Origin of the sequence: Bacillus xiapuensis (genome assembly GCF_002797355.1) — a bacterium.
Lineage (GTDB): Bacteria > Bacillota > Bacilli > Bacillales > Domibacillaceae > Bacillus_CE > Bacillus_CE xiapuensis.
Genome location: NZ_KZ454940.1, coordinates 82,309 through 94,507 on the forward strand (window position 1 = coordinate 82,309; position 12,199 = coordinate 94,507).

The window sequence follows — 12,199 nt, forward strand, 5'->3', positions numbered from 1 at the left end:
AGCGGCGACCAGCTCAAGATCAGCTGACTGCAAGGTTGTTCTTGAACCTTGAAGACAGATGAGCTTGTGACCTCGAGCCGCTAGCGCCTGCGGCTGGATCACGAAAAGCGGAAGGCGCTCGTTCAGCGGCGACCAGCTCAAGATCAGCTGACTGCAAGGTTGTTCTTGAACCTTGAAGACAGATGAGCTTGTGACCCGCGGGCTCGCTCTATTGAAAATTAGGGAAGGGACGAAAACTTATTTATATGAAAGAAACAAGGCCTGATTCCGGTGCGGAACCGGTCTCAGGCCTTGCTTGGTATGGACTAAGGCAAAGGGAACCTCCAAACAGCGGGAGTTTGCTTCCATTTCAATCTCCGTTTTTGAAAAGAGAACAAAGACTGCCAGCGTCCTGTTGCAACGCCTTTGCTTCCTGCATAAGGCAGGACTGAACGAAGCGGCTAATTTCAAGAAGCGCTTCCCTTTTATGCCTCCTTGTATTATTCGGCTTTCTTTGCTTGCATCATCGCGTGGACGATGCTTGCGGCAAGCCCTCCCCAAATAATCGCGACACCCGTAATCATCATTACCACTGCGCTTCCATCCATCTTTAGGAGACCTCCTTCTTAGTCGTTGAAATCGAAGCCGGCGTCTTCAGCATTTCTTTCTTCCATGGCTTCATATACATAAAGGCAAAGCCAATAAGGATCGCTCCGGTTGCCGCCGTCCAGCCATATTTGTTGATAAAGCTTTGAGGGTAATCACCATAAGGGCCGGTCAAATTTTGGCGGAAATTATCGAACATCATATAACCAAGCACGATAGGAGTAATAATGCTCAAACAAATTTTCCACCAAGCGCCCAGCTTTATATCCGATACGGCATCAGCATGACTCTTTAAAGAATCCAGCTGCTTAAACACCCAAGCTACAAGAATCACTTCCACCAATCCGGCCAGCGCTACGCCGAAGTTATTAATGAAATAGTCAATCACATCAAGGAAATTCAATCCGCCTCTTGTCGCGTACAGCAAAGAAACCAGAGAGGCCAGCCCGCCGCCTACCAGCACCGATTTCGTACGGGAAACATTGAACTTCTCCTGAACGCCGGCAACAAATGTTTCCACGATGGAGATCAGCGAAGTTAAGCCCGCCAACACTAATGAGCCGAAGAATAAAACGCCAAACCATTCGTTTGCAAATGGAAATTCGTTAATGATTTGCGGGAAAACGGCAAAAGCGAGTATAACGCCGCTGTCCACCACTTCCTCTACCCCAACTCCTTGCTGCGCCGCCATAAAACCTAAGGCGGAAAATACGCCGAAACCGGCAAGCAATTCAAAGGCTGAGTTGCTGAAACCTGTAATAAAAGCATTGTTTGTAATGTCCGACTTTTTTGGAAGATAGCTGGAGTATGTCAGCATAATAGCAAAGCCAATCGATAAGCTAAAGAAGATTTGGCCGTAAGCAGCAATCCATACTTTTCCGTCAGCAAGCTTAGACCAATCCGGTTTAAAGAAGGTGTTTAATCCTTCTGCCGCTCCCTCCAGCGTTAATGCCCGAACGACGACGATTAAGAACATCACGACAAGCAAGGGAATCATTACCTTCGTGGCCACTTCAATCCCCTTCTTCACCCCGGCTATCAAAACCCCCAGCACGATCACCCAGACAACCACTAAAGAAATCAGCACTTGAGGGACAAACCCGCCGAAGGATCCGGCGCTTCCCACTTGCAAATAATCCGTTAACAAAAACGTCTTAGGATCTTCTCCCCATGAAAGATTAAAAGAAAATATAGTGTACGATAAAGCCCAGCCGATGATCACGGAATAGAATGTTGCTACCACAAAAGAAATCGCCACCTGCCACCAGCCGAGCCATTCAGCTTTCTTATTCATGCGCGCAAATGTCAGCGGGCTTGATCCGCGATACTTATGCCCCATTGTAAATTCCATAATGAGCAATGGAATCCCCGCTGTCAGCAATGCAAATAAATAAGGCAGAAAGAAAGCGCCTCCTCCATTCTCATATGCGACTGCCGGAAACCTCCAAATATTTCCTAAACCAATCGCCGAACCCACTGCTGCCAAAATAAATCCAGTCCTCGTACCCCATATTGGCCGTTGCTGATCCATACTACCCCTCCTCACAATTATTTGAAAAGATTATATTTTCTGATAATTTAAATAATTAATTATAGTATATACAACCTCCGGCAATTTAGTAAGTACTTTTTAAAATTTTTTCATTTTCTCTGGGAGCTGTGGCTATCGGCCTTATACAATCAGCGATCCATAAAAAAACTTCTCCGCAAAAGCATCCGAGCTATTGCGGAGAAGACTCTCAACCAAACCTTTATTTAAGATTCTAAAGCGGGGTTCATCGCTTGCTTTCCTTTCAACACAAGCGATACGATGACTAGTAATCCAAGGGAAACCGCTAAGGCCAACCACACACTTCCAGTAAAACCCAGAACAAGATAGCCGATGGCGGAAATGACCGCTGATAAAAGCGCATATGGAATTTGCGTCATCACATGATCAATATGATTGCTTCCTGCTCCCGTAGCTGACAAAATGGTCGTATCAGAAATAGGTGAACAATGGTCTCCAAAAACTGCGCCAGCTAACACCGATGCCATAGCAGGCAGAATCAGCGAAGCATCCGTTGCTGCCGCTATTTCCCCGGCAATAGGAAGCAGGATACCGAACGACCCCCATGATGTTCCTGTAGAAAAGGCCATAATCCCGGCAACTAAAAATAAGATCACCGGCAGAAAAGCAATATTTAAATTGGATCGTTCAACTAAGCCGGCTAAATACGTTCCCGTTTCCAGTTGGCCAATCAATGTCACAATCGTCCAAGCAAAAAATAAAATATACACAGCCGGCAGCATGGATTTAATCCCTTCCCAGACGCCAGTCAGAAAAATGCCTTTTCCCATGCGCTGGCGGGCAAACAAGGCAACGGCGATAATAAGTCCAAACAAGCCGCCATACAGCAGGGATTTCGCTACATCCGTGCTTTCAAATATTTTCAGCAAGGTCATGTCTCCCTCAACTGCTTGGGAGCCAGTCCACATCATAGCGGAAATCGTGCCGATGATTAAGGCGATAATTGGTACCATCAAGTCGCTGATGCGTCCGTTTGAGCTGACTGGCAGATCGTCTTTCAATGCACCCGGCGCCTGTTTGCCTTCCGGAAGAACCTTACCCGTTTTTAGAGCACGCTCTTCATGCTTGCGCATCGCTCCAAAGTCAAATTGCAAAACAGCTGAAAAGAATACAAGCCCGATCGCCACCCATACATACAAGTTCATCGGTATCATTTGAATAAAGCCAGAAAACGCGCTCACTTCCGTCACTTGGTGAGACGCAAGCACAGTTCCGACAATTCCAATGATATAGGCTCCCCAGCTGGAAATCGGTGAAACGACACACACCGGGGCGGAAGTAGAGTCAATAATATAAGCGAGCTTGGCCCGGGAAATGCGGTGTCTGTCCGTAATCGGACGGGAGATTTGCCCGACGGCCAGCGCGTTAAAATAATCATCAATAAAAATGATAATACCTAGAACAGCAGACATCATTTGCGCGCCAGCTCTTGTTTTGACCCGCTTAGTTGCCCACTCGCCAAACGCGCGGCTGCCCCCGGAAATATTAATGAAAGCCGTGATAACTCCTAAAATAAACAAGAATAGGATAATATAAATATTCCACGTACTCCAGCCTTCTTCTTTCGTATAAATATTGCCTGATGCCGCTTCCCACATAATGCTAAGCGTTTTGCCCAAATGAAAGTCGGCCAGCAAGAACGCGGATGCGAGAATTCCTATCCCTAAAGAAAGCAGCACTCGCCGGGTCAGCACGACCATCAAAATCGCCAGTAGCGGCGGCAGCAATGAATAAACAGTATTTTCCATCTTTCTCCTCCTACCGATGAATGGCAGAGGAAACGCTGTGAACAGACGAAGAATATAAAAAAAGGTAATGATAGAGAAATCTATCATTACCTTTGTAATGCAAGTTATTCCTCCATCCTGATCTGTAGCTCCCCATCGCAGCCTTTCGCTGCTAATGAGAGTGTTACCCTTATTCAAGGTAACCCCAACATCAAAGACCCTGACCCTTCTTTGACGCTTCGGCAAAATCACCTTTCCATCGCGGTCAACGTTGTCATCCTCGCGCGATATACTCATCAATTCTGCAGCCTCTACCCCATCGGATTTTGATAAGGTTATTATTTAATTATTACTATAGTAACAGTTATTCGGCCACTTGCCAAGACCTTTTTAGTTGGCGGGCAGCTGAATAGACGGATTGCCTCCTTGGCCGCTGCCGTTATAAAATTCTGGCACTTCACCATGAATCATGCCCATCGCCACTGGAATATCTTGTTTGACGGTTGTTAATTCCGTGGCAAACGGTACGATAATTTGCACACCTACTTCTATCTCAATGAAGACTTCCACAAATGCATTATTAATCCCATACGGCTTGACTTGGGTCTTTACGTTGGATTTCACATCGCCAATCGCATGAAATCGCACTGGGATGCGGGGTCCGAGGTTTCCTAATAACGCGTTGTTCGTTACTTGCCCGAGCGGTACGGAATACACGATTCCTTCCGAATTTTCCGTTTCTTCATTTTCAATTTCCACATCTGACACGAGCTCAAGCGCCTGCAGGTTTCCTCTTTCCGCTTCTTTTAAATTTAATTGTACGAGATTTGTCGTCTCGGCCATCACACGGTTAATAATTTTCGTATTGAATTTGGTCGTGGTCGTATCGCCTGGCACAGTTTCGATAATATCGTTAATGTCCATCACATGAGCAACCTTTTTATTAATGGCTTTGCTGATTACCATCGCCGCTATTTTTCTCGTTTCCGTTTGCGCATACCCAATCAGCGTTGGCTTGACATTCTTATTGATCAGCCATAAACTTACCGCCGTAGAAAACGAGAACAAGATCAATGTGATCAGCAGTACGTACGGAAGAGGGAGCGGCCCTCTTTTAGCCTTCCATTTTCTCGCTGCAGCCAAAAAAATCCCTCCTTTACTAAGCATATGTATGCTTTTCAAAGGAGAGATATTTTCATTTTGATTGAGAATTCAGCTGGAGCAGCTTCCATTCCAAGACGTCGCGCAAAAATTCAGGCATAAAATACTTTTTACTAGCCGCCCGCTGCAGCTGCGGAAAGAAATAGCCGTACGTAAACATATCCAATGTTGCTAGCCGGTAGGTTCTGCCGGCAACGATGTCGCGTCCGTTGACTCGAAACAAGTAGCGCTTCATATCCGCTTCCATGCGGTCAAAGACAAATTGTCCCATGACTTTCCCGCGAAAGCCAAGCCCTTTCACTGTTAAGTGCGGCCATTCTTCATTAAATGTCTGCTTCATCACTTCTTTTAGCTCCGCGCCGGTCAGCTCCACGGCGCATGGATTTATCGGATGGGGCAGAATGCGGTGAAGATCATATCTCGTAACCATTCCGGCCTCCAGCCCATCAAGCACGACGCCGGCATTTAAAAATCCGCAATCGGCTTCGCACCATTCCGTAAGCGCCTCACAAAGAATGGACGGAAGCTCAGAAGGCTCAAACCAGCAGCAGCTAAGCGGGCTCGGCAATTGAACGACTGGCTGCTGCAGCGATTTTTTGCCCTGCTCATAGAATTGCTCAATTTGCTCCTTCTCTCCTGGAGGCGCCTCCAGCTCTTCACTCGTTCGATAAACGCTTGCTTTTTTAGAGACGATGCTTTTCGTTTCCAAGTCGATCTCCAGCTCCACATGACCGACATAATAGCCAAATTTCCCGGCAGCCGCCAGCAATGTACCGTGTATATCTTTGCCTTCATGAAGCAAATGATGGGTATGAGCACCCAGCACGACATCCACATCTGCATGGTCCGCGGCGATTTTTTCATCATCATGAATGCCTAAGTGGGACAGGACAATGATCATATCCGCTTGCTGCTTCAATTGAACCACCTGCTGCTTCAGCTCATCATGCGGATGAGAAAGCTTCCAGCCCAGTTCCTCATAGGATGCTTGAAAAAAAGCCGTCACCCCTGTCACGCCCAATTTCATTCCATTTGCCATTTCAAACAGATAAGACGGGCGAGCCCAGGAAGGACGGCCGCCATCCGAATCGTACAGATTAGCCACAACAACTGGAAAGTCCGCCCGCTGATACAGCCGATCAAGCGCTTCCTTCGGCAAAGTAATTCCTTCATTATTGCCGATCGTCCCAGCGTTCACTTGCGCCTGATTCAGCAGCTCGACGTTAGCTTGACCAAGCGTGCCCTCTGTCAGCGGATGGGAACGGTCGACATGATCACCGAGATCAAATAAAAATACTTCTTCCCCTGCTTCCTGATGCCAGCTTTTTCTTTCTTGTAAAAAGCGGCGAATACGCGGCCAGTTCTCAAAATGGCTATGGAGATCGTTTGTATGATAAATATGAATTGTTTTCCTCAAAGTTCCACCCCGTTTCCGGCGTCAAACAAGCCCTTGATAAATCAAGCGGATGCCGACCATGATCAGAATGACTCGCAGCACCAAGACGAGCGTATTGGATTTCAGCCTTGAATTTAAATAGGCGCCAAACTTCGCGCCAAACCAAGCGCCTGGAATTAATGCAGCGGCATAGAGCCAGACCACGTTTCCCAGCGCCACATGAGTGACTGAACTGACAAGCGCCGACAAAAAAATCATAAACATTGATGTCGCTACTGCAACATGGGGAGGGAACGAAAATAACAAAATCATCGCTGGCACCATTAACGAGCCGCCGCCTATTCCGAAGATTCCTGAACAGAATCCTACGATAAACGCAATGATCAAGGCCGTTCCCGGCTGAAAACTATATGTATAAACATCCCCGTCCGGCTCAGTAAATTCCCGCAATATGCCTCCTCTTTGTCTGGAAGGCAGCGGCTTAACCTTCGAACGGATCATTAACACGAACGCCATTAGAATCATAAAAAAGCCAAAATAAATATTGAATGAGTCCATGTCCAGCATTTTATTTACATAGGCACCGGCAATCCCCCCCGGTCCGCTGCCAGCAAAGAAAATCAATCCGCTTTTATAATCCACCGTCTTATGCTTCATATAGGCAAGCGTCGAGGACAGGCCTGTGAAGATCATAATGACGAGCGATGTGCCGACAGCCTGCTGCGGCGACAGGTTCATCAGCAGGCTTGTCGATGTCGCGAAAAATAATAAAGCGGGCACAATGATGATGCCTCCGCCAAGCCCTACAAGCGCTCCGAGCGATCCGGCAGCCAATCCGATCGCAATCAACACGAACCATTCCATGCTCTAGATCACTCCTTTAAAATAAACCAAGCTGGCGCGAAGCCAAATGATCATACTTCACTTCGGCCAATTCGATCATGCGTTTAGCATTATCCGCCGCATCCCCGCCTGAATTATTATTGAATAATATATAGACATCCTCGCTTTGTTTCTGCAGCTCGGCAGCGAATGAGGTCCACTGCTTTAACTCATTATCACTGTACCGATACAGGTATCGCACTTTGCGCCAATCTTTATTGCTTTGTTTCATCCAGCCGTGCTGATTGCGGCCGTGCAAGCGAACGAGCGTTTTCTTCGAATCCGTAGCCTGTAATATAATCGGAACAGAGCCTTCACCCGCTTGAGGTTCATCACATACGGTGTGAATCCATCCTTCCTTCTCAATAATGTGAAGCGTTTGCTCCATATAAGCGGATGAGTACCACGATTGATGGCGAAACTCAACAGCCAGCGGCAAATCTCCCATTTCCTCTTTACAATAGCGCAAATAATGGACATTCTTTCTCTGGCAATCAAACCATGGAGGGAATTGGAACAGTACCATCGCGAGCTTGCCCGCTGCTTTCATTGGCTCTAAGGAACTCTTGAACGCTTGAAACATCTGCTCTTTCGACTCAAACGGAATTTCACCGCGCTCATGCCCCGTCATTCCTTGGTACGCCTTGACGATAAATTGAAAGCGATCCGGCGTCTCACTCACCCATTTTTGCATATTCCTCAGCGGCTGCACAGCATAAAAGCTGGCATCCAGCTCCACAATAGGAAAATGCGCGGCATATTCCTGCAGCTTATCGCGAGGAGCGGTTCCATCCGGGTACAGGGAATCATGATCGCCCCAGCCTGTTACGCCAATATATAACAACGTTCTCACCTCTTGTACCATTTTATCATATTTTCTCTTTTCTGCTGCATTTTTACCCCATCCCGCACTCAACCGAACATTCAGGATGATGATCAAATATGACAAAGCAGCCCAGCACCATCTGCGAAAGGAGGGAATGTAATAATAAAAGGATTTATCTATGAGGAGGAATGAAGCAATGACGGACAATCAAGAAAGGAAAGACCTCATGGAACAGAGGAAACGAACACCAAACGAGGAATGCACTCAGTTTGTGGATAAGAAGATCGTGGTCGAAGCGTTCGTGACGGTCCAGCCCCGCGTATATATGTCAGATCCGGAAATTGAGTGCTGCAAGCCGCAGGAGCGACAAGAATTGCCTCATACGAAAAAGCATCATCATAAGAAAAAAGCTGCGGAAAAAAGCCAATGCAAGTTTGTCGTTGAGCAAGAGCTCTGCCTGCGCATTCCGCTTCACTTTGATGCGGAAGTGGAAATTGATCAGCAAGGCATCCTTTGCCGCATAGATGCCGATCATCGGGAAGACAAGAGCCAAACCGACAATCGGTAACAGCGAAATGCTCATTTCGCTTAAAATGAGGGAACCGTCATAGGACATATTCAGCTTTTGTTCATCTACTATAGCAGAACAAGAGAAAGGATGTGCCTAAAAATGGCGGCAAACAGCCATAAACCAAGCGATAAAGAAGCCTCAGCTTCTGCGCTGCAAAATTCAAAGCCCCCTAAGCCAGAGAACGGATGTACGAGAACTTTCAACGAAACAGTGACGGAGGTAGCCGAGCTGATCATTGCCCCAGTTGTCACTCCCGGTGAGACCAAAACAACCTGCATTGGCAACCCGCGATTTCTCGATCGGCTTCCTTCCATTAAGGAGAAGTGCTCCTTTATCGTGGCGCAGGATCTATGCGCCCAGTTTGATGTTACTTTCGATGCAGTGCCATCCACCGGCCAAACAGGCGTCATTTGCGGAAGACCCGGTATGGGAGAATGCCGGACTCATGGTGGATGCACACAGCCAATTAGCTTTTATCGAGAAAACATGGGCGTAACACTAGCCTTAATCGCCAAAGCCGGAGGGGAACTGATATTAGGAAAGGAAGGGCACGGCCTGAGCCTGATCGTGACGCCAGCAAATGCCGAAGCTGTCTTATCATTCCGCACAACTTCTCCGCCTGCCCCAGTCACTCAGCCTTTAGCCCAGCAGTACCAGCTATTATACGCACAGCTTCTGACAGCTCAGCTGAATGGGCTAAATGGCGCCAAGTGTTCCTTTGCAGAAGAAGCCATCGAAGCCGCTCACACGTTTCTTGCCGAATCCCCTGAAGAAGGATCATCCAAAGCAGCGGAAATTCAATCGCCGCTAAGCTTGTACAACGAAGGTTTTGCTCCCGGCTGTCCGAAAGATTGCGACTAAGCCACCCCTTTGAACTCCCCCCACTTAATACTCTTACGAGCTATTTAAAGTGGGGGATTATTAAGAACATCAGCGTAATCGCCAGTTATTGATTCGGCCATCCCCGGAAGTCTTATCTCTTCATTTTCAAGATCTATACTTGCATTGCGATCTCTATCGTGACGGCTTTCACAAGATGGATAAGTCCATTCACGCAATGCGAGATTCTTAACGTCTTTAAGGCGGTAACCACAGCCCGAACAAAGTGGAGAAGAAGCAAATACTTTGGATACAGCCACCACTTGTTTTCCGTACGGTTAGCTATGTACTCCGGCATGTTTCTGAACTGTGACCATGATTCTGCGCTTATGGCTTTGGCTACTTTGTGTTTTTGAGCATATCAGTAGAGACTTTATGCAAGTAATCACGTCTTGCATTTTGTATTTTTTCCTTAATACATGCAGCCTTAATGCGTTGCTCATGCTAATCAAAAGAATCTTTGTATAATCACTATTACTTCTAACATTTATTCAATGTTTGGCCCGATATGATTTTTATTTTATAAACCTCATTATTCCAAATGATATCGTTTCACCTAAATTATTTTGTATAGATAAAATGTGCCAAAAAATCTCAGCATCCGCGCTCATTACTCACGCTATCCACCAATTAGTGAATGAAGCGTATCTAGAAAGCAGACCAAGAAGTTGACTCATTCTACAAACAGCTTGGCCGCAGAAATATCATGTAAAGCTCTTTCTATTCCTGTCAGCCATGACACGCTGCTTCGGCTTATAAAAAACATGGATATACCGGAAAGGAAGCCGTCTCCCTTTCTCGGGAATGAATGATTTTGCCTTCAAAAAAAAGGGAAAACTAAGTTTTTTCCATCTATAGCCGTCTTATCGTGTAGAAAACATGCTTTGTCTATATCACAATCTGCTCTCCTCTAACTACTTTTTTAGTATCCTGGTTATGAAGTACAGCAGTGCAACACCCACTCCGGCTATTAAAGGTAAATAGATAGTTCCTGTTCCATGCTTTACACTTGTTTCAATATACACTTCATCGCCTTCTTTAAGCTCCCGTTCTTCATAACTCTTAATCAAATACCAGTCTTCTCCTATTTTTTCACCTGGCTCTAAGTCGATGGTAATCATCACCAGTTGCACGGCGCAAAAACCAATAATAAAGGTTATAAAAAATACTAACATTGAACGTCCCATAATAGTCATACCGTTATTCTCCTCTTTCTAATCAAATCCACCATTCCTTTTTTTACATTTTTTCCATCATCAGAAATTAAAGATACTATGTGAGACAGCCAAAAAAAATGATGAGAAAAACAATAACTTTTCTTCAGCTATTAAACCCAATACAAAGACGCCAAAAAGGGCACCTTCTTGTAAAATGTAAGTACGACGGAACATAATCGAGAAGAAATGTCCCCTATGAAACCGAATACCATGTTCCCGAATTTGATTCAAAAGTTTATTTCTGATGAAGAACTACAGCCATTGATTGAACTCGTTGGTTATGAGGACACCGCACGAAAACTGAATGTGAAAACGTTGATCCAGTACCTTGTCATGGCGGAATCAGATGGTCTTATTTCTGTTCTATTATCTTGATCATGATGGGAAAGATCTGGATAAATTCGGTTAATCCACACGCGTGAAATTGTCATTTACCATACATTTCAACATTGCTCAAATGCAGGAACTACAGGGAAAACGAAAATAAAAGTCGTCTGTGATTACGGAGGGAAAAATACGGACAGCACATTCAGCCAAGTAAAGTTTCACTATAACTTTACCAGTGACGCAGGTGACATCTCAAATAAACAAAGAAAAGATGTCTCCTCAATTTTGGATATCACTGCTAATTTTAGTATTTTTATAGATGCCGACTGCTATTTTGATGAAGAGGAATTCCCCATTTTAGAATTCTATAAGTACCTTTATGAATGGAAAGAAAGAACAGATGCTTTAAATAAAGTGCAAGAGTTTCATTACTACACGATTGAATATGACGATTATGAAGACGGAGCAATTTTATCTCTAATCCTTTTTGGAGGAGATAAAGCAAAATTAAAATCTATTTGGTCACAAGAAGACCTTTATAATGTATTTGATATTTCATATATAAAGGATAAATTCATGGCTCTAGAATCTTCATTAAAAAAAGCTATTGAAGAATATTTTGAAATTGATCTAGAAAAGTTCTTGAGACATATTCCGATGTATAGGGAGATGGACTCAGAAGATATGTAAAGCGTGAAGCTGGGCATATTGAACTCCCCCCATGTCAAGTAATAATAAAAACATCTCGTGACGATATGAACACTTTAAAGATTACTGCACTTAAAACTCCTTTATCTTATCGAAACGTAAACTTGATGGTGCTGCGGAAATGCTTAGCTTGTTCAGGAAGCTGCAAAATGAATGGATTCTAAAGTACGATAAATTCATTCGTAACAAAGGCAACTACATGACTCCCTCAACCGTGCGTGAAATATTCACAGGCTATTGCCTACAAGCATGACTTGATGAATATAAAAGCGCAAATGCTTTTAGGTCTACACACGCTGTTTTATCCCTAAAAGCAGGCGCAAACCATCCAGACGACTCGAAGATGACAT

General features: G+C 45.1%; 12 protein-coding genes, 1 pseudogene and 1 riboswitch. Of the genes and pseudogenes, 4 read left to right on the forward strand and 9 right to left on the reverse strand.

Features of this window, described 5'->3' with window-relative positions:
- Positions 1 to 479: 479 nt before the first annotated feature.
- From CEF20_RS16650 to CEF20_RS12050, 7 genes are all read right to left on the reverse strand, one after another.
- Positions 480 to 587, reverse strand: a complete 108-nt coding sequence (locus CEF20_RS16650) for a MetS family NSS transporter small subunit (protein WP_157796273.1) — start codon at positions 585 to 587, stop codon at positions 480 to 482.
- 2 nt (positions 588 to 589) lie between these two features.
- Positions 590 to 2,116: a sodium-dependent transporter gene (locus tag CEF20_RS12025; protein ID WP_100332173.1), complete on the reverse strand. Its 1,527-nt coding sequence runs from the start codon at positions 2,114 to 2,116 to the stop codon at positions 590 to 592.
- Positions 2,117 to 2,340: 224 nt separating this feature from the next.
- Positions 2,341 to 3,903 carry a Na+/H+ antiporter NhaC family protein gene (locus CEF20_RS12030; RefSeq protein ID WP_100332174.1) on the reverse strand — a complete coding sequence of 521 codons (1,563 nt, stop codon included), beginning with the start codon at positions 3,901 to 3,903 and terminating at the stop codon, positions 2,341 to 2,343.
- Between the two features lie 117 nt (positions 3,904 to 4,020).
- A riboswitch (Lysine riboswitch) is annotated at positions 4,021 to 4,204 on the reverse strand.
- A 68-nt stretch (positions 4,205 to 4,272) separates the two neighbouring features.
- Positions 4,273 to 5,025, reverse strand: coding sequence for a sporulation protein YunB (gene yunB / locus CEF20_RS12035; protein ID WP_232713510.1), 753 nt, complete (start codon positions 5,023 to 5,025; stop codon positions 4,273 to 4,275).
- A 52-nt stretch (positions 5,026 to 5,077) separates the two neighbouring features.
- Positions 5,078 to 6,460, reverse strand: coding sequence for a bifunctional metallophosphatase/5'-nucleotidase (locus tag CEF20_RS12040; RefSeq protein ID WP_100332176.1), 1,383 nt, complete (start codon positions 6,458 to 6,460; stop codon positions 5,078 to 5,080).
- Positions 6,461 to 6,481: 21 nt separating this feature from the next.
- Positions 6,482 to 7,303: a sulfite exporter TauE/SafE family protein gene (locus CEF20_RS12045; protein ID WP_100332177.1), complete on the reverse strand. Its 822-nt coding sequence runs from the start codon at positions 7,301 to 7,303 to the stop codon at positions 6,482 to 6,484.
- A gap of 16 nt (positions 7,304 to 7,319) precedes the next feature.
- Positions 7,320 to 8,165 (reverse strand): DUF72 domain-containing protein, encoded by an 846-nt coding sequence (locus CEF20_RS12050; protein WP_100332178.1) that lies wholly within the window; start codon positions 8,163 to 8,165, stop codon positions 7,320 to 7,322.
- 178 nt (positions 8,166 to 8,343) lie between these two features.
- On the opposite strand from CEF20_RS12050, the gene CEF20_RS12055 reads away from it, so the two are divergent.
- The gene (locus CEF20_RS12055; RefSeq protein WP_100332179.1) at positions 8,344 to 8,715 is read left to right on the forward strand and encodes a hypothetical protein; all 372 of its coding nucleotides are present in this window, start codon (positions 8,344 to 8,346) and stop codon (positions 8,713 to 8,715) included.
- 102 nt (positions 8,716 to 8,817) lie between these two features.
- Entirely contained in the window at positions 8,818 to 9,579 is a 762-nt protein-coding gene (locus CEF20_RS12060; protein WP_100332180.1) for a hypothetical protein, read from the forward strand.
- Between the two features lie 44 nt (positions 9,580 to 9,623).
- Here the strand turns inward: CEF20_RS12060 and CEF20_RS17120 are convergent.
- Both CEF20_RS17120 and CEF20_RS12070 read right to left on the reverse strand, forming a co-directional pair.
- Positions 9,624 to 10,041 (reverse strand): annotated as a pseudogene (locus CEF20_RS17120) (zinc ribbon domain-containing protein); the annotation flags it as partial.
- Between the two features lie 470 nt (positions 10,042 to 10,511).
- Positions 10,512 to 10,793 carry a hypothetical protein gene (locus CEF20_RS12070; protein ID WP_100332181.1) on the reverse strand — a complete coding sequence of 94 codons (282 nt, stop codon included), beginning with the start codon at positions 10,791 to 10,793 and terminating at the stop codon, positions 10,512 to 10,514.
- 216 nt (positions 10,794 to 11,009) lie between these two features.
- Here CEF20_RS12070 and CEF20_RS12075 point away from each other — a divergent pair, with 216 nt between their 5' ends.
- Together CEF20_RS12075 and CEF20_RS12080 are read left to right on the forward strand one after the other, a co-directional pair.
- Positions 11,010 to 11,189 (forward strand): hypothetical protein, encoded by a 180-nt coding sequence (locus CEF20_RS12075; RefSeq protein ID WP_232713511.1) that lies wholly within the window; start codon positions 11,010 to 11,012, stop codon positions 11,187 to 11,189.
- 108 nt (positions 11,190 to 11,297) lie between these two features.
- Positions 11,298 to 11,831, forward strand: a complete 534-nt coding sequence (locus CEF20_RS12080; RefSeq protein ID WP_456297911.1) for a DUF7878 domain-containing protein — start codon at positions 11,298 to 11,300, stop codon at positions 11,829 to 11,831.
- The last annotated feature ends 368 nt before the right edge of the window (positions 11,832 to 12,199 follow it).

What these genes read in the sequence shown, in the direction of transcription:
- CEF20_RS16650 (WP_157796273.1), bottom strand. Translation starts at nt 587, where the DNA reads ATGGATGGAAGCGCAGTGGTAATGATGATTACGGGTGTCGCGATTATT.
- CEF20_RS12025 (WP_100332173.1), bottom strand. Translation starts at nt 2,116, where the DNA reads ATGGATCAGCAACGGCCAATATGGGGTACGAGGACTGGATTTATTTTG.
- CEF20_RS12030 (WP_100332174.1), bottom strand. Translation starts at nt 3,903, where the DNA reads ATGGAAAATACTGTTTATTCATTGCTGCCGCCGCTACTGGCGATTTTG.
- CEF20_RS12045 (WP_100332177.1), bottom strand. Translation starts at nt 7,303, where the DNA reads ATGGAATGGTTCGTGTTGATTGCGATCGGATTGGCTGCCGGATCGCTC.
- CEF20_RS12055 (WP_100332179.1), top strand. Translation starts at nt 8,344, where the DNA reads ATGACGGACAATCAAGAAAGGAAAGACCTCATGGAACAGAGGAAACGA.
- CEF20_RS12060 (WP_100332180.1), top strand. Translation starts at nt 8,818, where the DNA reads ATGGCGGCAAACAGCCATAAACCAAGCGATAAAGAAGCCTCAGCTTCT.
- CEF20_RS12070 (WP_100332181.1), bottom strand. Translation starts at nt 10,793, where the DNA reads ATGACTATTATGGGACGTTCAATGTTAGTATTTTTTATAACCTTTATT.
- CEF20_RS12075 (WP_232713511.1), top strand. Translation starts at nt 11,010, where the DNA reads ATGAAACCGAATACCATGTTCCCGAATTTGATTCAAAAGTTTATTTCT.